The sequence below is a fragment of the Ruegeria sp. BI11 genome (assembly GCF_056538005.1).
Window position 1 is genome coordinate 93131 of record NZ_JBQFSM010000010.1, and the last position, 20085, is coordinate 113215.

The following is a 20085-nucleotide window of genomic DNA, read 5'->3' on the forward strand; positions in this document are numbered from 1 at the left end:
GGCCTTTGGTAACTGTTTCTCTGTGAGACCAGAGTGATTTCGGTGGGCCGTATATTAAACTATGGCGCAACGGTGAAAATGCATGATTTGTTGGATCGGCGAAAAGCTACTTGCAGTCAAGGCGGAGTATCGCCGGTGGGGCGCTCCTTCCATCGCCAGACTGGTTTCAATCGCCGTGTCGCAAAAGGATTGTATCAGCCGGAATTCCGTTCGGTCAATTAGATGGGCAAGACGATATCCGGTTCTTCGCTGGGCCCTTGCACCATCTCGTGTGTGCGTATCAAGCAAAGATGTCAGGATCGATCTGATCCAAGAGCACGCCAGCTTCAAACGGCATGTTCATCTAGTCAGTAAATTGCCGTTCGATTTTGTATCTTGGCATGGGCACACTCAAGGCAGGTTGTCAGAGTTTTAACTGGCTAGCTCTTCAATTTTTGTTCACTAGGAGGTCACACAGTTTATTGGAGCAGGTCGCCATCGGTTCCAAGACCCCTGATGACGGATTCTAAAGGCTATGTTCAAGTGTGGCGCTCTGCTGCGCCAATTCACCGACGATGTTGGACAATGCCTTTTCGAACAATGGCAACGCCTTGGAGCGTGTATCAGAAACCGGGTAGAGTAAGCCAAAGGTCATCCAACGTTCGGGTATCATGGGCACGAGTGCAAGGTTCCCCGATGCGACCTGCGCCGCAACCAACTCATCCGCGATCGTTACGCCTGCCCCCTCGGCCACTAGTGCACAAGCAAGTTGAGAGGCGGCGACTTCGCAGGTTTGTCTGGGCGTCACACCTGCCGAACGGAAGATATCGTCGAGCTGATCCCGTAACAACAACCCGTGCATCAGGCGTATGACGGGTTCTCCGGCAATCTCATCCGCTGTCAGGTGATTCCGAGAAGAAAGAGGGTGGTCTGCGGGCAATACCGCCTGCGCCCGCACTCGGAAAAGGGGTTTGGTGACGATGCCGGGGTGGTCGACGGGCAATGCCCCAATTCCGATATCGTATTCCCGCCCGGCCAGCCATTTTCCCGCCTCGCGTCTGGCGCGGACATCCAGATTAATATTGGTGTCGGGGTTTGCTTTCATGAACCGAGCCACCGCAGGGGCAGACAGGGATTGTGCAATTCGGGGCATTGTCACAATACGCAGTGTTTCGGTGCGCCCTGCTTTGATCTCGGCCGCTATGCGTGGCACTTCGTCGAGATTGTCGAGAATCCGGCCAGCCTCTTTGTAGAAGGCCAACCCTTCCGGCGTTGGCGTCAGGTTGCGGCCGCTCCGATCAAACAGCGTCAGCTTCAGTTCGGCCTCAAGGCCCGTGATCAATCGGCTGACTGCGGGTTGGCTGAGATGAAGTATCTCAGAGGCGGCAACAAGGGACCCTTCTGATAATGTGGCGCGAAATGCGCGCAGAGCCTTGATGTTCATCTTTTAACTCTTACAATTTTTGCAAGAGAAGATAACATATTTGCATTTTTTACAATTGAAGATATCGCGTAATTTGATCCCAAGTGAAATTGGGAGGTTACTCATGAAACGCAGAACTCTACTGAGTGTTGCATTCGCGGCCGTCGCCGTCACCGCCACTGCAAGCTTTGCCGCAGATTGGCCGAAACGTCCGATCAATCTTGTTGTTCCCTACAAGGCCGGTGGCGGTACCGATGCTTATGCCCGCGCTATTTCGGCCGCCGCCGAAGGGGTTTTGGACGTGCCAGTGGTTGTTGTGAACAAACCCGGATCGGGTGGCTTGAATGGGGCCAATGCAGTCGTTGGCGCGCGTCCAGACGGGTACACCATGATGATGACCTCAGGTGGGTCGTTCCTGCTATCGACCATGACACGCGACACCGATATCGACGCGCTGGAAAGCTTTGACTTCGTAGCACAGGTTGGCCAATTGCAGACTTCGCTGATGGTTCCGGTCAACAGCCCGTTTCAATCCGTGCAGGACGTAATTGATGCAGCCAAGGCCAACCCCGGCCAATTGCGGTGGGCCCATTCGGGTCGCGGTGGTTTCCATCACGTTGGCGGCATGGGGTTTCTGGCCAATAACGGTATCGAAGCGCAGGATGTGCCGTTCAAAGGGGGCGGGCCGACCCGTGCCGCACTGATTGGAGAGCAGGCTGATTTTGGCTTTCTGGGTGTTCAACAATTGGCTGGTTTTGAAGAGCAACTGCGCGCGCTGGCCGTCAACAGTCAGGAACGTGATGGCATTATGAACGAGGTGCCAGCTTTTGGGGAACTGGGTATTCCATTTGCTGCAGTGTCTTCACCGGTGGTCGTGTTTGCTCCGAAAGGGACGCCAGCGGAGGCGGTCGCCGCAATGGAGGCCGCGCTTGAACAGATCGCTGCCAAGCCCGAATTTGCCGAACTTCTCGCCTCACGCGGGACTGGTCCGGTTTATCAGAGTGGTGCGGATGCCAAGGCGGCGTTGTCGGCGATGAAAGAGGACGCCACCCCCTTGGTTCAAAGTCTGACCAACTAAAACCGTCGGGACCGGGCGGTCATCCCACCCGGTCCAATTCTACCAGTAGGAAACAGGGAAGATTGTCATGCGTGCCTATGCTGAAGGTTTGGTGCTTGCCCTCATTTCGATTTTTGCCATCTGGGGAGCATGGCAAGTGCCCGCAGCATCCCCGGGGGATACATGGGCTGGGATTGTGCCGTTCTCTGCCGCTGTTGCGCTACTGTTTCTCTCGGGCCTGATGCTGGTGGGCGCCGCGCGTCAGACGGCGGGTGGCGTGAGCCAGGAGCAGGATACCGGAGCGGGCCTGCAGATCATCATTCTGTTCATCATCGCCCTGATCTATCAACAATCGTTCCGCTGGTTTGGCTACTTGCTGCCAACAGCCATTGTCGCACCTCTGGTCCTTTACTTCTTCGGGGTGCGCAGCCGGATCGGGTTGGCCGTGTCTGTCATCCTTTGCCCGCTGGTCTTCCATCTCATCTTTTTTGTCCTGCTCGGCGTCTACCCGCCTTATGGCGAGGTTTTCGATCTGCTCAGCTGGATTCAGGGGTAATCCGCCATGGATATCTTTCCTGCTCTTCTTTCGGTTATCACGGACCCAACGCTGCTGTTTGCAATTGTCCTTGCCGCAGTCGTTGGCATGATCGTTGGGGCCACACCCGGTCTGACAGCGTCAGCCGCGATTGCTATGCTGCTTCCCATCACCTTTTATATGTCGCCGATATTTGCGCTCGCATTCCTGTATGTGATCGGAAAATCCGGGCGTTATGGCGGGTCGATCGCGGCAATCCTGTTCAATACACCTGGTACCGCGGCTAGTGCAGCAACACAGATCGATGGCTATCCGCTGGCACGTGCTGGAAAAGCGGGCAAAGCGATGAAGGTCGCCACGATTTCATCCATCATTGGCGACCTGATGGGGGACATTTTGTTGGTCATCGGCGTCGGATTCATCGCAGCCATTGCCCTGAAACTGGGACCGCCCGAAACCTTCGCCATCTATTTTGCCGCCTTCGTGGTGATTGGATCTGTCATCGGCAACTCAATCGTCAAAGGACTGGCGTCAGCCTTGGTGGGTATCCTGATCGCGATGGTCGGGCTGGACCCCATTTCAAGCGAAGAACGCTATACGTTCGGGTCTTTCGAGTTGTCTAACGGCATCGGACTTGTGCCGCTGATGATCGGTGTGTTCGTTCTGGGTGAGGTCTTTGCGCAGCTGGAAAACCGGCGCAAAGTCACCTGTGAAACCAAAGAGAATGAAAGCAAGGCAGACGGAAACATCCTGACATGGGAGGAATATAAACCCTGCCTGCCGCACGCCTTCCGTGGCGGTTTCATTGGTGCGGGCATTGGTGTTCTACCTGGTCTCGGTTCAGCCATCGCTGCATTTATCTCATACGGAGAAGGCAAGCGCCGCGCCAAAAACCCCGAGATGTGGGGCAAGGGCGCGCTGGAAGGGGTGGCCGCCCCCGAGGCCGCCAATAACGCGGTATCTGGTCCCTCGATGGCACCGCTGCTGACGCTTGGAATTCCGGGATCAACCATTGGTGCAATCCTCTTGGGTGTGTTCCTCATCCATGGCATTCAGGTTGGCCCGACCTTATTTCTGACAGACAAGGAACTGGTTTATAAACTGTTCGCCTGCGGCATGCTGGGTATCCTCGCCTATGGAGTAATCGGCTATTTCGGAGCCACGCAGGTCGCGCGACTGATCCTGAAAATCCCGACAAACGTGCTTTACCCGCTGATCTTTCTGACTTCGTTTGTTGCCGCCTATTCCGCGCGCGGGTCGATGTTTGACGTGACCGTCATGACGGTTGCAGGTTTCGCTGGATGGCTGATGCGGAAATACGATTTCAACGTCGCAGCCTTCGTTATCTCCTTTGTGTTGGCCAAGGGTGCAGAAGAAACTTTTCGCCAGTCGCTGCTGATGTCCGATGGCGGGGCTTTGGTCTTTGTAGAACGCCCCATTGCACTGGCGTTTCTGTTGGTCGGGCTTGCGGCGATGGCGTTCCGCATACGCGGGATCGTGAAAGAACGCCGGATTGCGCAAGGAGAACTTGGAGATGCTTGATTATGGTATCTACCGGGATTGCTTTTCCAGTGCGAACATGCGGTCCATTTGGTCAGAACATACGGTCATTTCGGCCTGGCTCAGGGTGGAACAGGTACTTGCCGAGCATCAGGCAATGGCTGGTTTGATCCCCACCGAGGCTGCGAAGGCGATCAATGCTTTATCTATCTGCGATTTGAATAAAACCGAATTGCAGGAGGAAATGATGCTGGTCGGCCGTCCGATTGTCGGGTTGGTAAAACAGATGCGCGCACTTCTGCCTGATCACGCGGTGTATGTGCATTTTAGGGCGACCACGCAAGACGTTATGGATACTGCGACGGCCTTGCAGATGAAACTGGGGCTTGAGCTTGTTCAGAACGCACTGAACCGTGTTATTGCGGCCATTGACCTTCATGTTTCCACTCATCCCGACACGATGATGATAGGCCGCACCAACGGGCAACATGCTGTGCCGATCCAGCTGGCCACGAAACTTATGGTTTGGCACTCGGAACTGCAACGCCGTTTGCAAGCGCTGAACGATGCGGCGATGCGCGGCTTGAACGCCCAGATTGGTGGGCCGGTCGGCGATTTGCGCGGCTATGAAAACGGGACTGGTCAGCAGATCAAACAGGGCATGGCTGCAGCTCTTGGGCTGAGTGTGGTCGAGCCCCATTGGCAGAATGCCCGCGACGGAATGGCTGACATCATCACTGCCCTTGGTGCGCTTTGCGGTACCCTTTGTAAAATTGCCCACAACGTTAATCAGCTTTCGTCATCCGATATTGGGGAATTCCTTGAGGCACACGAACCAGGCAGAGGTGCGTCTTCGGCGATGGCCCATAAACGAAATCAGCGCGCATCGGAATTTGGCGAGGCTGTGGCCCGCCTTGGCCGCCAGCGCGCCGAGCAAATTGGTGAACTGACCCTGCACGAACACGAACGGTCCGGTGGTGTCTGGATTGGCGAATGGGTGGTGGTGCCAGAGACGTTTCTCCTGACTTCGGGGGCATTGCAATGGTCGGAGCGGATGATGCGGAATCTGACCTTCGATACGGATGCGATGAACAGGTCGATTAGGGCCAAATATTTGACTGTACAGCAAATGCACCAGTGACTAAGGCGCAATGGCTCGAATGTGGCCGTTGCGCCGTGCCTTCTTTTGCGGTTCGGGGAGTCTTTCGTTAGCGCGTAGTTAAGCAGAACCCAGGGCGAGGGAGTACTTCGGTTCACCAAGAATTGTCCGATTTCCCGGCGTTCCGAGTTGGGCGAATGCCTGAACAGATCGAAAGACAATGTCGCGGCAGGGCCCGACTTTGCACCTTCAGTTTTGACATTGGAATCTTTTTTCAAAACTTCGCTGATGGTTTGGCTGCCAGAGCTGAACGCTGAGATTGCTCGCTCCTTTTAGGGGCTCGCAGGATCATCCCATCGAACCGGGTTCGGATCGTAGTTAAACGAAACCGGTGGATTTCAGGTATAGCTATACCGGGTTGGCGGAAAGCGAAGGCTTTGTCATAGCGCCCGACGACAACACGAGAATGGCTTGTACCCCCTCCCGTTCGGACGGGTAAAAAATGCCTTTTTTCTTTAAACACCACCATACTTGCGGCACTCTGAAACGCGCTCTTTAGCTGCAATCCGACAAAGGTCTGCTTTGAGGAAGGCGTTGTATTATTGTGCTTTATTAAGCCGGCACCATCGCTGACAAATTTCCTCTGACGGTCAGAGAGAAAACACCAAACAAGACACACCCGCTGGTCAACATAATCGTTGAATTCAGTCCGATCAGATCCACCAGCAGCCCCATCCCCGCCGTACCCAACGTCGCCAACCCCCAAAAGGCAGTTTGATCCACGGCGACGATCAGGCCACGGTCACTTAAAGGACTGTTGTAAAGGTATTTCCCGTAAACTAGTGCCTTACCAACTTTGACGCCCCCAAAAACAAAGACAACCAGACACAGGGCGGGGAAGCTTCCAACGCTGATCAATATCAGCATGCCCGCGCCATATGTTCCCCAGATCGCGAGAGACAAAGCACCGGGTCGCAGAATTCGGGAAGATATCCTCTTTGCAGCCGCTGTGGCGAAGATTGCCCCGACCCACGAGGAAACGCCAATCACGGCGATCATGTCTCCGTAGTCGGGAAACCGGTCGCGCAGTGTAAGCGGAACAAGAATGTAACCAGCAGGCACAATAATTAACCCAAGTAACGCGCTGGACAGCAGGATATCAAAATTTTCCGGACAACTTTTATAATGCAGAACAATCCGTCGAAAAATCCCGTGTCTCAGGTCGGGCTGATCAATGCAAAGGGACGGGCGCCCGTGCCCGGCACGCCGATGCGCGCGTAAGAATACAACGCTGATGGCCATTAATAGCCCATTCACCACAAACCCACCGGTTGCCGACAATAGCGGCAAGAGAAGTCCTGAAATATTCCCGGTCAGTTTCGCGATATTATGCGCCGTTGCCGCCAGCAGACTGTTATCCTGAACCGGTTGATCGGTGGCGTCAGGAATGAAGGTATCTATCGCAGGATTAGAAATAGCGCTGACGACTCCAGCGCCGATACAATACAGAAAAAACAGTCCAGGAACGAAACCGAACTGCTGGTCGATAATGCCATAAGATATTAAAATAGCAACAAAAATACTGGTCGAAACAATGTAACTCAGTCCCGCACCCACCCTGTCTGTCAGTGTGCCACCGAAAATGGTGAACACCAGAAATGGAGACAGCACGAGTGCCTGATAAAATCCGATCTTGGTGGCCGATAACTCAGCGTGAAACGCCATGTACCAAGTGAAAAGGACGGTTTGAAACCCTTCACCCCAATGCCAAAACCCATAGGCCCTGAAGAAATTGTTCTTAAACACAGGAATGCTCCGTCGGTACAGGGGCAAGGCTCAAACCACGCAAGTCCCTACCTTCTAAATTCACTTGTTTCATCTTAGTATTGCGCAAATAAATACTGCTACATCATAATTTTGCAATAAAAATTATGATAAAGTTACTAGCGAGAGATCTGACCCGTGAACAAAAGAGCGACCCAGGAAATAGTTGGCCCTCGAATGCGCGAGCTGCGCAAGGCAAAAGGATTGACACTTAAGCAGTTGGCGGAAATGACAAATTTATCGGTGGGCTATCTGAGTCAACTGGAGCGCCAGGATGCTGATCCCTCTGTGCGAAGCCTAAATGTGATCGGCAAGGCGTTGGGTGTCGGGATCAACTGGTTCTTTCCTGACCCCGAAGAAGAGGCCGATCCCGAAAGTGACATCGTGGTGCGCGGCACGCGTAGACGGGCTCTGCGTTTTGAATCGGGCGTGCGTGACGAACTCTTAACTCCTTCGCTCAGCGGCCAACTAGAAATGATTCTTACAACCTTCGCCCCTGGCGCAAGCTCGGGCGACACCCTCTATTCTCACAAAGGAGAGGAAGGCGGCTATGTCCTAGAAGGAAGGCTTGAGGTGACAGTTGATGATCAGGTTATGTACCTGATGCCGGGGGATTCCTTCCGCTTCGCATCAACCCGACCACACCGCTACCACAATCCCGGCGACAGTGACACAGTGCTGGTCTGGGCAGTGACACCTCCACATTACTGACGTTACTCAGTTGCAGCATAGCTCACAGCGTTTACTGATCTCGCTCACTCGGCAAGGAATTCAAATCCAAGCAGTATGTGTCGCCATCCCGGTCTTTGAATTTCGCTCTGAGAGGTAGGTTTCAGCCGATGCCTTAACGACGATCGTGATCATTCAATTCTGAGTTGACATAAACCGCCTTTCGCAGCGGATTGTTAGAAGGTTAGCTGTCGCTGTGAACTACACCAACACCTTATTTTTGCCATGAATGTTCAATCTATTGGCGAGTATTGAGTTTGTTGGGAAATACTATTGTGAATGCGATTCATTCGAAGTTAGTGCCAGCGTCAAGCAATTCGTCAATACTGATCCTCGAAACCGAACTGACGAGCGAAGTTCGTTTTGAGCGGTGCCGGTTGGATGCTCGCAGAGCGTTTAAGCTATTTCTTCTGTTGGTAGCAGGGGTAGGATGCCTGACCGTGACGTTTCTGGCCGAGATTCTGGGAGCCTTTGTTGCTATCTGGCATTCCGGACTGGACCTGAGCACTGCGGGATCCACGCCTTGGGCACCAATTCCACTTGCACTTTTTTGCTTTTTTCTTGCGCGATCACACGCAAGGAGTGCTGGCGGTATGTGGGCGGTTTGGAAAGGCCGCGCCCCTGTAATTCTCAGTGCAGCAGAACTCTGTGGCGGCAAAACGCAGTACACAGTCAAGAAAGACTATGTCGAAGCAGTTGAAGCTCACCAGAAAGAAGCGTGGCACTTTTCGCATGTATCCAAACCGATGCGCGTTGGTCGGTTTGTGATTTGGAAAAGAGCGAACCACAGGCTGTTTTTTCTTCCATTGCCTTCGGATGAAGATGCACGACGGCTCGTGGAGAAAGTGAAAGAGGCAAAGGGAGCAGAAAGCTCGAAAGGTTTTGACCTAAGAAACGCTCCGGCAATGGCCGAACACCAGGATATATCAGCGACCGTGGCCTTTCGTGCATTGGAGGGCTTATCCAAAAAACTGGGCACTCCATGCCCTGGATGGTTGGCCTCAGTCTTCAGCTATTTGGCGTACGTGTGGATCGCGGGTCTCTCTGTGTTTCTCTTCTTTGTTTTGTTAACCGGGAAGTCATTGGATGCGGGCTTTCCTTTGTTCAACCAAGTCGGTGTCGTATTGTTATTTATCGCGATGACCGCATCTACGGTTAATGATTGGCCTTACCTGCCAAAACTGCGCCATCTTCATTACTATCGCCACGGGCTTTTACGAGGTTTCGACTGGGGTCCGACAGCAGTGAGTTGCGACAAGACAGCTGTTGAAATCTGGCGTGAAGGGAAACGATTGCGCCTCGATTGGTCCGCAGTTCGTGCTGTTCACAACGAAAATAGTCTGACCATTATCGAGACGAAGGATGATCAACTGCATGTTGTTCCGGAAATACCCTCTGCGGCAAATCTCCTTTCCGCTTACAGGGTTTCTCAGGGGCTGGGCCTGTGGGCAGACAACAAACGCACGGCGGCTCCGAAAGTTGAGAAAAAGAAGTGGTGGCAAACCACTTCTGCCAACATAGCAATTTGGGTCATCGTCTTTCTTGTCATATTGGGCTTGCTTAATATGGCTGGTGCCAAACCTGCATCAGAGGAACTGCTGCGCGATAAAAACCTACCTGAGTGGTATGAGGAAGTTTCGCTGCGGGATCGAGAAGCGGCTTTGCATGCTGACACATCCGTTAATCTGCCCATTCACGACGATAAGATCAGAGTGGAAGACAGTGGGTATCAGAGGGTCAGGCAGAGCTTCTTTGCCGTGCATGATCGGTCCACGCTAGAACTCTATGGCGAAGTGCAGCTGATGGTGGACCCGAATTTTGAACGCGCCACTCTTCATCGTTTGCAGATACACAGAAATGGCAAGGTATTAAACCAACTCAACTTGCCGTTCGAAGAACTCCGGCGTGAACCGGAGCTCAACTCAGGTGTGATGCTGGGCGACATTGAGTATTTCGGTCAGATCGCAGATCTTCGTGTCGGCGACACCGTCGAGATGATCTGGTCAACAACGGCCACCACACCGGTTTTCCCGGATCAGTTCCACTATCGTTCAGACGGCGTCAGAGACTGGGGGTGGGAAAAGAGGCGCACGTCCATTGATTTGCCCACTTCAACGCAATTCGAGCTGAACCACACGGATGAGTTCGATGTGCAGCTTGAAGAGGTTGCTGGCAGGACGATCTTGCGTTGGTCCTTGGAAAAGGCAGAAGACGACGACAGAAACACACGCTCTGCGGATGATTGGGATGTCTCCAACGATGGGTTGCAACTCTCGACCTTTCAGGATTGGTCACAGATCGTTCAGGGACTAACCAGCGACTATAAACCCAGACCGGATTTGCTGCCGGTTGATCTGGTCGAGTTGCTTGATGAAATGCTGGAACAGTCCGAAGATCCGCAATGGCGCGCGACCCAAGCCTTGCGTTTGGTGCAGGACCGGGTCCGGTATTTTAGCGTTTCAATTGGTGAAGGCGGCTGGATACCCCGATCCCCGGAGGAAGTCTGGCTGAGCGCATATGGCGATTGCAAGGACAAAGCGCTTCTTCTCATTTCCATGCTGGCGCATTTGCAGATTGAGGCCGACGTCGTTCTCGTGGACCACGACATGGGGCCTGCATTGCCGCGCATGTTGCCTTCTCCATTTATCTTCGATCACGCAATTGTCCGTGTTCGCGATCCGCATGGTGACTGGTTCGTTGACGCAACCGACCTACTGCAAGGCGGTGTGGGTCGCGAGATCCCACTGGGGGACTTCGCCTGGGGGCTTCCCTTGGCGGAAGACAGTACTGAGCTTGTTGAAGTTGTGAGGTATCTTTCTGACGAACCGACCCGAGAGGTCGTCCAAGAATATGAGTTCCTTGACGAAGGCCCAATTGCGGCCGTGCTCAATGTCACGGATACGTGGCGAGGTGTGGAAGCGGATAACATGCGCTGGCGCTATGACGGCGAGGACATGGAAGATCGGCGCAAGCAATACGAAAAGTGGTACGCCAAACGGTTTCCCGGAGCCACACACTCGGAGGCGATAATCATTGAGGATGATCTGGACGCAAATGTTTTTAAACTCGTCCAACGTTACACGTTGCCTCGTGAGGGGTTTGAGGAAAAAGACCTTTGGAACAAATTGAACCACTATGGCTACGCTATTTCGGGCGAGCTCTATGAGTTTGACGACGATGAGGTGCTGGAAGGGCAATCCCGCGTAAACGCTCCGATGCATAACATTCATAAGGTTGTTATGCGCAATGTTCCGGCCCCAATTGAAGAGCCAAACGCGCTTGAGTTCGAAAATGACTTTATCCAATTCGAAACCGGCGGCGAGTGGGATGTGGCGGGCGCAACCTGGACATACCAATGGAGCTTAAAAACAAAAGAAACAACGCTTAAACCTGGTGACGAAGCAGCGTGGCGAGAGGGTGAGAACTACGTTGACAATAACGACGGTTATTATGTCTACCTTCATCAACGGCTATTTGAAGTTGTGGAAGATCAACCGATCTATCTAGGTCTGAACGCGACGCAGTTGATGGTTTTTCCAGTCTTCTTCTTGGTTGCAATGCTAATGCTGTCGTTCTTCCGGCAAGGTATACGAGCGGAGGTGCTTGCTGCAAAAGCCAAACAAGAAGAGGGAAATGGTTAAGTGCTCTTCTTTGCTGCTCGAATGGGGGTTTCCCGGTTTCTGCCTTTGTTCCCGCTAAGTCTTAGGAGACTATAAGGCTAAGTGTTTGTTTTTTAGCAATATGCATCAATTTAAGGTTCTGGCTCGCGGAATTGGCTATCTTACCGCAAACCATTATGCGTAACAAAAACAGGGGATTTATGAGAGTCGAGAAATCAGCATAAGTATCTGATTTAATTGGTCGGAGTGAGAGGATTCGAACCTCCGACCCCTGCCTCCCGAAGACAGTGCTCTACCAGGCTGAGCTACACTCCGACCGTGGCGGGTGATCTATACCCAGGGATTTGGATGTGCAAGGGGGATTCTGGGGGCTAGCGCAGGAATTCGCGCGCAATGGACGTTGCCTTCAGTTCAACCGTTGACAGTGTAATCAGGGCAGTGGATCGGTGCGGTAAAGCCGAATTTTTGTACCACCATGATCGACAACCGGCCCTGCGGGCAATAACGGTAGTCGCGTTGCACGAGCAAGCGATTGGTTGCTAGTAACGATACCCACCCGCCAGCCGCTGAACCGCGACTTCAGAACCTTGCCAAGGCTGCCGTAAAGGGAACGCAGGCGTTTTTCATCCCCGATCCTCGCACCATATGGTGGGTTGACGATGACCAGACCCGCAGGGCCCGAAGGTGGCTTGATGTCACTGACGGACCGGTTCTGAATTCGGATGTGAGCGTCAACCCCGGCACTTTCTGCGTTACTGCTGGCGGCATCTACGGCCCCTGCATTCCGGTCTGAGCCATAAAAGACAGTGTCCAATTCAAACTGTGGCCCGTCATTGCGCATTTCAGTCCAAGCCTGCGAGTCGAAGCCATGCAGGTCCTCGAAAGCAAAGCGGCGGGACCGGCCTGGTTTCAGGCCCATCGCAATCTCGGTTGCTTCTATTACGAATGTGCCCGAGCCGCACATAGGGTCCAGAACAGGTTCGGACCCTGTAAATCCACATTCGCGCAGAAACATCGCGGCCATGGTCTCGCGCATAGGGGCCTTGGCCACTGCCGTCTTGTGGCCGCGCTTATGAAGGGGCTCGCCAGATGTATCCACCGAGAAGGTGCAGATATCCTTTGCGATACGCAGCAGTACACGCAACCCGGCGTCGGGTGAAATTGGAGCGCCAAGTGTTTCGGTGATAGCCGTCTCGACCCGCTGACGGGCGGCTCCGGCGTGGTAGATGCGGGATTTCCGGCTTGTCGCATCAACCTTGATCGGGATGTCGGGGCGCAGAAAGTCGGACCAGGGGAATTTGCGCGCCCGTTTGTCGAGCTGTGCCAGATGCACCGCCGGAAAGCTGCCCATCCGGACCAGCACCTTGTTGGCTCCGCGCAGACACAGATTGGCCCGCCAAACCTCTCGCCAATCGCCCTGGCAGCTTATCCCGCCAGGTACGATTTTGGCACTGGCAAATCCCTTTTCAACCGCTTCAGCATGTAACGGTGCCTCAAGCCCCGGGGTGGCAACAAGAAAAATCTCAAGATGATGCGTCTGTTCCATTGGGCGTGCTTACACCGGAAGACCAACGGGTGCGACCAGCAATTTCTGCGGGCTAAAAAGGAAACATTTCAAGGGAAAGTGAAAATCAATGTATGATTTTGGCCGCAACGGGTTTGCTTTTAGCATCATCCCCGCGTAAAGGAGCCCCAATCAGAACTATGCCCGCGGAATTTGGACGCATTTCGACGCTTTTGCGACGACTGTTTGAAAATCCCGCGTTATTGTCCGACGTTGACAAAGCGTTGAGATAGCCGGCGCAGACAAAGAGGCTTGGAAGACAGTAGCGATATGCAAACTTTCAAACTGAAAAAAGGGTTGGAACTGCCGGTGCAAGGTGCGCCGGATCAAACCATCCAGCCGGGACCTGAATTCAAAACTGTTGGGGTGTTGGGCGGGGATTACCTTGGCCTGAAGCCGCGCATGCTGGTGCAGGAGGGTGACACAGTTCAGCGTGGCACACCGCTGTTCTGCCATAAGGACGCGCCCGAGGCGATGATGGTCGCCCCGCTGAGCGGTAAGATCGTGGCCGTCAATCGCGGCGCGCGCCGAGTATTGCAAAGCGTTGTGATCGAGGTTTCGGACCCTAACGATACAGGGATTGATTTCTCGGGCGTGGGCAATGCGGACAGCGCAGAAGGCGTGACCGAAAAATTGTGCACAGCCGGTCTCTGGACTGCCTTCCGCACGCGGCCCTATTCGAAAATGCCGGTTCCGGGGACAGCGCCTGCTGCTATTTTCGTCACCGCCATGGACAGTGAACCACTGGCGGCAGACGCAGCCGTGATCATTGCCGACGCTGGCGAGGCCTTTGCCGCTGGTCTGGCCGCAATCACCAAGCTGACCGAGGGCAAGACCTATCTGTGCCACAAGGAAGGCGATTCCATTCCGGGCGCGGATGTGTCGGGCGTCGAAGCTGCGGCCTTCTCGGGCCCGCACCCCGCCGGTCTGGCCGGAACGCATATTCACTTCCTCGAGCCGCTGGCAGGGGACAAGCAGGTCTGGACCATCGGCTATCAGGACGTGATCGCTATTGGCCGCCTGATGCAGTCCGGTCATCTGGACCCGAATATTGTAATTGCACTCAGCGGTCCGGGTGCGCGTCAGCCGCGTCTGATCCGCACTGTCATGGGTGCTTCGACTGATGATCTGACCAACGACGAAATCAACGTGGACGGCACTCCGCGTGTTATCTCGGGTTCGATCCTGTCGGGAACGCACGCCGAGGGACCGACTGCCTATCTGGGGCGTTTCGCGCGTCAGATCAGCATCATTCGCGAAGACCACGATCAGATTCCGATGGGATGGATTCGTCCGATGCCGTCGAAATACTCGGTGCAGCCGGTGCTGGGGTCTGCGTTCTCGCATAAGCTGTATAAGCTGACCAGCAACCTGAATGGCGGCCGCCGCGCGATGGTGCCCACGGGTGTGTTCGAGCGTCTGATGCCGCAGGATTATCTGCCGACGCAGCTGCTGCGCGCGCTGCTGGTAATGGACACCGACAGCGCTCAGGCATTGGGAGCGATGGAGTTGGACGAAGAGGATCTGGGCCTTGTCGGCTTTGCCTGTCCGGCGAAATATGAATACGGGCTGGCGCTACGCGACTGCCTGACCAAGATTGAAAAGGAGGGCTGATCCAAATGGGTTTGCGCAGCTTCTTCGATCGGATTGAGCCGAACTTTACCAAGGGCGGCAAGTACGAGAAATATTTCCCCATCTACGAGATGGTGGAAAGCTTTATCTACACTCCGAAAACCGTCACCACTGTCGCCCCGCACGCGCGGTCCTTCATCGATATGAAGCGGATCATGACCTATGTCGTGATTGCGACGATCCCCTGTATTCTGTGGGGGATGTGGAACACTGGCTACCAAGCCAACAGCGCGATTGCGGCTCTTGGCCCAGATGCGGCCACCGGCTGGCGCATCGCCATCTTGCAGGCGTTCGGCATCTCTCTGGACCCGTCCAGCGTCTTCGCGAATGTAATGCACGGTTTGATGTATTTCCTGCCGATTTACATCGTAACCCTGGTCGCTGGCGGTATTTTCGAGGTGATCTTCGCCACCGTACGTGGGCATGAGGTTAACGAAGGTTTCCTCGTAACTTCAATGCTTTACACGCTGATTATGCCCGCATCTGCCCCTTTGTGGCAGGTGGCTCTGGGCATCATCTTTGGTGTGGTCATCGGCAAAGAAGTGTTTGGCGGCACGGGCAAGAACTTCCTCAACCCTGCGCTGGTCGGGCGTGCCTTCCTGTATTTTGCCTATCCGGCGAATATGTCGGGCGACACGGTCTGGACCCCGGTTGACGGCTTTTCAGGTGCAACTGCGCTGTCGGTTTCCGCATCCGAAGGCTATCAGGCGCTGGCGGCCGAAGGTCTGACTTGGTGGAATGCCTTCATGGGCTTTATGCAGGGCAGCTTCGGCGAAACCTCGACACTGGCCTGTCTGATCGGGCTGAGCTTCCTGCTGGTGACGCGTATCGCGAACTATCGTCTGATCGTTGGCTGTCTGGGGGGCATGATCGTCTTTTCCCTACTGCTAAATCTGATCGGTTCCGATACCAACCCGATGTTTGCGATGCCGTGGTACTGGCACCTTGTCATCGGTGGCTACGCGTTCGGGCTGGTCTTCATGGTAACCGAACCAGTTTCGGCCAGTCACACCAACCTGGGCCGTTACATTTATGGTGCGCTAATCGGTGTCATGGTTGTGATGATCCGTGTGATCAATCCGGCTTTCCCCGAAGGCATGATGCTGGCCATTCTGTTTGGCAACGTCTTTGCACCGCTGATCGACTATTTCGTTGTTCAGGCCAACATTAAACGGAGGGCGCGTCGCCATGTCTGATACGCAATCCCCAGAAAATAACGAGGCACCGAAGGGCGCGATTGCCAAGTTTCTCGCGGCCTCGCCGGACTCGGTCGGCAAGACGATCTTTATCGCCGTCGCCGTCTGTCTTGTCGCCTCGATGGTCGTGTCTTCGGCCGCTGTCAGCCTGCGCCCCGTGCAAGAGGCGAACAAGCTGAAGGACAAGCAGATCAACGTTCTGCAGGTGGCGGGTGTCTATGAACCCGGCGTCAATGTGACCGAGGCATTTGCCGCGTTCGAGCCGCATGTTGTGGAACTGTCCACCGGTAATTTCGTCGATGATCAGTTTGATCCGGCCACTTTCGATGACATCGCAGCCGCAAGCGATCCTGAGTTGAGCGTTGCGCTGGATAACGACCCGGCCGGGATCGGACGCAAAGCCAAATATCGTGTGATCTACCTGCTGCGTGATGATGCGGGTGATCTGGACAAGGTGATCCTGCCGCTGCACGGCTATGGCCTATGGTCCACGCTCTATGGCTTTATCGCGCTGGAGAACAACGGCAACGATATCTACGGCCTGCAATTCTATCAGCATGGTGAAACGCCTGGTCTGGGTGCCGAGGTGGATAACCCCCGCTGGAAAGCGTTGTGGAGCGGTAAGAAACTGCGCGATGACGCGGGTGATTTGCAAATTACCGTTGCGAAATCGCAACCGGCTGCCGGACCTGACTTTTATGTCGACGCTTTGGCCGGTGCCACGTTGACCTCGGTTGGTGTCGATAACCTGGTGAAATTCTGGATGGGTGATGCGGGCTTCGCTCCGTTCCTGGCCAAACTGCAAGCAGGAGAGATTTGATGTCCCAGACCAAGAAAGAAATGCTGGTCGACCCGCTTGTCGACAACAACCCGATCACCCTGCAGGTGTTGGGTATTTGTTCGGCTCTGGCGGTGACTTCGTCGCTGCAGGTGTCGATCGTGATGGCGATGGCGGTGATCTTTGTGACCTCGTTCTCGTCCTTCTTCATCTCCTGCCTGCGCAACCAGATCCCCAGCTCGATCCGGATCATCGTGCAGATGGTGATCATCGCGTCGCTGGTGATCCTGGTGGACCAAATTCTCAAGGCTTATGCCTTCGAGATTTCGAAAACCCTGTCGGTGTTCGTCGGTCTGATCATCACCAACTGTATCGTGATGGGTCGCGCCGAAGCATTTGCAATGAAGAACCCTCCGGTCGCGTCTTTCATTGACGGCATGGGCAACGGGATGGGCTATGGCCTGATCCTGCTGCTGGTCGGTTTCTTCCGTGAACTGTTCGGTGCGGGGTCGCTGTTCGGTGTGACCATTCTGCAAACCGTCAACAATGGTGGCTGGTACGTGCCCAACGGCATGCTGCTGCTGCCGCCATCGGCGTTCTTCATCATCGGTCTGATCATCTGGGCCTTCCGCACATGGAAGCCGAACCAGGTGGAAGAACGTGAATACAAAATTCAGCAGGTAGAGGCCCACTAATGGAAGGTCTGATTTCACTGGCCGTAAAGGCCATCTTTGTCGAAAACCTTGCGCTGAGCTTCTTCCTGGGGATGTGTACCTTCATCGCCGTTTCCAAGAAGATTTCAACAGCGCTGGGGCTGGGTATTTCGGTGATGCTGGTGCAGGCGATCACCGTGCCCACCAACAACCTGCTGCTGACTTATCTGCTGAAACCAGGCGCGCTGGCTTGGGCCGGGTTCCCGGATGTAGACCTGACCTTCCTTGGTCTGATCTCGTATATCGGTGTGATTGCGGCGATGGTTCAGATTCTCGAGATGATCTTGGATAAGTATTTTCCACCGCTCTACAACGCGCTGGGGATCTTCCTGCCGCTGATCACGGTGAACTGCGCCATTTTGGGTGGTTCGCTGTTCATGGTGGAACGCGACTATAACTTTGCCGAGGCCACGACTTATGGTTTGTCTTCGGGCTTTGGCTGGGCGCTGGCGATCACTGCGATGGCAGGCGTACGCGAAAAGCTGAAATACTCGGACATTCCCGACGGGCTGCAGGGTCTGGGGATTACCTTCATCACCGCAGGACTGATGGCAATGGCCTTCATGTCCTTCTCGGGCGTGAAACTGTAAGGAGGGACGAATGGAAACTTTTAGCCTTGGCGTCGTCCTCTTTACTCTGATCGTTATCGCGCTGGTGACGATCATTCTGGCGGCACGTTCCAGACTGGTATCCACCGGTGATGTGAACATCACCATCAACGGCGAGAAAACTATCTCGGTGCCAGCGGGCGGCAAGTTGCTGCAAACGCTGGCGGCTGAGAAGCTCTTTGTCCCGTCGGCCTGCGGTGGTGGCGGCACCTGTGCCCAATGTCGGGTCAAGGTGCATTCGGGCGGTGGGTCGATCCTGCCGACTGAGGAAAGCCACATTACCAAGCGTGAAGCCGCCTGTGGTGACCGCCTGTCCTGTCAGGTCGCGGTCAAGCAGGACATGGATATTGAAGTCCCCGAAGAGGTCTTCGGTGTCAAGAAATGGGAATGCACTGTTCGGTCAAACGAGAACGTGGCAACCTTCATCAAGGCGCTGACGCTGGACCTGCCCGAAGGTGAGGACGTTAACTTTCGTGCCGGTGGTTACATCCAGATCGAAGCCCCCGCGCACCAGTTGAAATACACCGATTTCGACATCGAAGAGGAATACCGCGAAGATTGGGATCGCTTCAATCTGTGGCAATACGAATCCGTGGTGAGTGAACCAATCGAGCGCGCCTATTCGATGGCGAACTATCCGGATGAGAAAGGCATGATCATGCTGAACGTCCGGGTTGCCTCGCCGCCTCCGGGTTCCGAAGGTATTCCGGCGGGTCAGATGTCGTCCTATATCTTCAACCTGAAACGGGGCGACAAGGTCACCATTTCAGGCCCGTTCGGCGAATTCTTCGCCCGTGAAACGCAGAAAGAGATGGTCTTTATCGGTGGTGGTGCCGGTATGGCGCCGATGCGCAGCCATATTTTTGACCAGCTCAAACGTCTCGAAAACCGCGATCGCAAGATCAGCTTCTGGTACGGCGCGCGGTCCAAGAAAGAGATGTTCTTTGTCGAGGATTTTGACACACTGGCCAAGGAATTTGACAATTTCGAATGGCACGTGGCTCTGTCCGATGCGCAGCCCGAGGATGACTGGAAAGGCTATACCGGCTTCATCCACAACGTTCTGTTCGAGGAATACCTCAAGAACCACCCCGCGCCTGAGGATTGCGAGTTCTACATGTGTGGCCCTCCAATCATGAACCAGTCGGTCATCAACATGCTCCTGGATCTGGGCGTGGACCGCGAAGACATCATGCTTGACGATTTCGGCGGGTAAGAAACAAAGAAACCGGCGCATTCAGCGCCGGTTTTTTTAGCTGTGGGGTTGTGAACCCTATAGACCGAGACCGGTTAGCCGACGATCATCTGTTTCATGCGAAGCGCTTCGTATTCCAGCTCTTTCAAGCGGAAATGCACGACGTCCCCGATGGTGATCACGCCGCACAGGTTGCCGTCACGCAGAACGGGCATATGGCGGAAACGTCCATCCGTCATGGTTTTCAGAATATCGTCCAGCAGATCGTCAGGCGTGCAGGTTTTAACTTCACGTGTCATCAGATCCTCGACCGCTTGCGGCAGGGTCTGGCCGGGGGTATCCGCCATGCGCCGCACGATGTCACGCTCGGACAGGATGCCCTGCAGCGCACCGTTCTGGTCAGTCACAAGCACCGCGCCAATATGCTTTTCCTTCAGCGTATTGACCACCGAATGTATCGTATCGTTCGGGCGGACCGAAAACACCGCATCCCCTTTACCTTCCATCAGCTTAGCCACGGTGGTCTGCGCGTGCGACAGGTTTGATTCCGTCGATTGGCTGTACGTGGTCTTGTCAGCTTTGTCGCCGCGCTTGGGGGCCTGGTAAGAGGTTGGTGCCATGGGCAATCTCCTT

At 54.6% G+C, this 20085-nt stretch carries 16 protein-coding genes and 1 tRNA gene; 12 read left to right on the forward strand and 5 right to left on the reverse strand.

The features are described 5' to 3' along the window. Window positions 1-505: 505 nt before the first annotated feature. Window positions 506-1423: a LysR family transcriptional regulator gene (locus ACR0DT_RS18980; protein ID WP_480712260.1), complete on the reverse strand. Its 918-nt coding sequence runs from the start codon at window positions 1421-1423 to the stop codon at window positions 506-508. 103 nt (window positions 1424-1526) lie between these two features. On the opposite strand from ACR0DT_RS18980, the gene ACR0DT_RS18985 reads away from it, so the two are divergent. The 4 genes from ACR0DT_RS18985 to ACR0DT_RS19000 all read left to right on the forward strand — a co-directional run bounded on the left by ACR0DT_RS18985 (window position 1527) and on the right by ACR0DT_RS19000 (window position 5635). Next, window positions 1527-2480: a tripartite tricarboxylate transporter substrate binding protein gene (locus ACR0DT_RS18985; RefSeq protein ID WP_480712261.1), complete on the forward strand. Its 954-nt coding sequence runs from the start codon at window positions 1527-1529 to the stop codon at window positions 2478-2480. A 67-nt stretch (window positions 2481-2547) separates the two neighbouring features. Next, window positions 2548-3015 carry a tripartite tricarboxylate transporter TctB family protein gene (locus ACR0DT_RS18990; protein ID WP_480712262.1) on the forward strand — a complete coding sequence of 156 codons (468 nt, stop codon included), beginning with the start codon at window positions 2548-2550 and terminating at the stop codon, window positions 3013-3015. Between the two features lie 6 nt (window positions 3016-3021). Further along, entirely contained in the window at window positions 3022-4536 is a 1515-nt protein-coding gene (locus ACR0DT_RS18995) for a tripartite tricarboxylate transporter permease (RefSeq protein ID WP_480712263.1), read from the forward strand. Then, complete coding sequence (locus ACR0DT_RS19000) at window positions 4529-5635, forward strand: lyase family protein (RefSeq protein WP_480712264.1); 1107 nt, start codon at window positions 4529-4531, stop codon at window positions 5633-5635. Before ACR0DT_RS18995 ends, ACR0DT_RS19000 begins: the two co-directional genes overlap by 8 nt. A 570-nt stretch (window positions 5636-6205) precedes the next feature. Here ACR0DT_RS19000 and ACR0DT_RS19005 read toward each other — a convergent pair. Then, the gene (locus tag ACR0DT_RS19005) at window positions 6206-7399 is read right to left on the reverse strand and encodes an MFS transporter (RefSeq protein ID WP_480712265.1); all 1194 of its coding nucleotides are present in this window, start codon (window positions 7397-7399) and stop codon (window positions 6206-6208) included. 195 nt (window positions 7400-7594) lie between these two features. On the opposite strand from ACR0DT_RS19005, the gene ACR0DT_RS19010 reads away from it, so the two are divergent. Beyond that, window positions 7595-8128: a helix-turn-helix domain-containing protein gene (locus tag ACR0DT_RS19010; protein WP_480712266.1), complete on the forward strand. Its 534-nt coding sequence runs from the start codon at window positions 7595-7597 to the stop codon at window positions 8126-8128. Between the two features lie 458 nt (window positions 8129-8586). Beyond that, window positions 8587-11787 carry a DUF3857 domain-containing transglutaminase family protein gene (locus tag ACR0DT_RS19015; RefSeq protein ID WP_480712267.1) on the forward strand — a complete coding sequence of 1067 codons (3201 nt, stop codon included), beginning with the start codon at window positions 8587-8589 and terminating at the stop codon, window positions 11785-11787. 217 nt (window positions 11788-12004) lie between these two features. Here the strand turns inward: ACR0DT_RS19015 and ACR0DT_RS19020 are convergent. Further along, a tRNA-Pro gene (locus ACR0DT_RS19020) sits at window positions 12005-12081 on the reverse strand. 115 nt (window positions 12082-12196) lie between these two features. After that, window positions 12197-13312, reverse strand: coding sequence for a THUMP domain-containing class I SAM-dependent RNA methyltransferase (locus ACR0DT_RS19025; RefSeq protein WP_480712268.1), 1116 nt, complete (start codon window positions 13310-13312; stop codon window positions 12197-12199). Between the two features lie 288 nt (window positions 13313-13600). On the opposite strand from ACR0DT_RS19025, the gene ACR0DT_RS19030 reads away from it, so the two are divergent. From ACR0DT_RS19030 to nqrF, 6 genes are read left to right on the forward strand one after another with little or no spacing between them, the layout of a single operon-like run. Further along, a complete protein-coding gene (locus ACR0DT_RS19030) occupies window positions 13601-14944 on the forward strand; it encodes a Na(+)-translocating NADH-quinone reductase subunit A (protein ID WP_480712269.1) in 1344 nt (447 codons plus the stop codon). Between the two features lie 5 nt (window positions 14945-14949). Beyond that, window positions 14950-16158 carry an NADH:ubiquinone reductase (Na(+)-transporting) subunit B gene (locus tag ACR0DT_RS19035; protein WP_480712270.1) on the forward strand — a complete coding sequence of 403 codons (1209 nt, stop codon included), beginning with the start codon at window positions 14950-14952 and terminating at the stop codon, window positions 16156-16158. Continuing rightward, the gene (locus tag ACR0DT_RS19040; RefSeq protein ID WP_480712271.1) at window positions 16151-16978 is read left to right on the forward strand and encodes a Na(+)-translocating NADH-quinone reductase subunit C; all 828 of its coding nucleotides are present in this window, start codon (window positions 16151-16153) and stop codon (window positions 16976-16978) included. Before ACR0DT_RS19035 ends, ACR0DT_RS19040 begins: the two co-directional genes overlap by 8 nt. Continuing rightward, complete coding sequence (locus ACR0DT_RS19045) at window positions 16978-17631, forward strand: NADH:ubiquinone reductase (Na(+)-transporting) subunit D (RefSeq protein WP_480712272.1); 654 nt, start codon at window positions 16978-16980, stop codon at window positions 17629-17631. Before ACR0DT_RS19040 ends, ACR0DT_RS19045 begins: the two co-directional genes overlap by 1 nt. After that, window positions 17631-18239, forward strand: coding sequence for an NADH:ubiquinone reductase (Na(+)-transporting) subunit E (gene nqrE / locus ACR0DT_RS19050; RefSeq protein ID WP_058281554.1), 609 nt, complete (start codon window positions 17631-17633; stop codon window positions 18237-18239). Before ACR0DT_RS19045 ends, nqrE begins: the two co-directional genes overlap by 1 nt. Window positions 18240-18249: 10 nt before the next feature. Further along, window positions 18250-19473: an NADH:ubiquinone reductase (Na(+)-transporting) subunit F gene (gene nqrF, locus ACR0DT_RS19055; protein ID WP_480712273.1), complete on the forward strand. Its 1224-nt coding sequence runs from the start codon at window positions 18250-18252 to the stop codon at window positions 19471-19473. A gap of 74 nt (window positions 19474-19547) precedes the next feature. Here the strand turns inward: nqrF and ACR0DT_RS19060 are convergent, their stop codons facing one another. Further along, window positions 19548-20072: a CBS domain-containing protein gene (locus ACR0DT_RS19060; RefSeq protein ID WP_480712274.1), complete on the reverse strand. Its 525-nt coding sequence runs from the start codon at window positions 20070-20072 to the stop codon at window positions 19548-19550. Window positions 20073-20085: the final 13 nt, after the last annotated feature.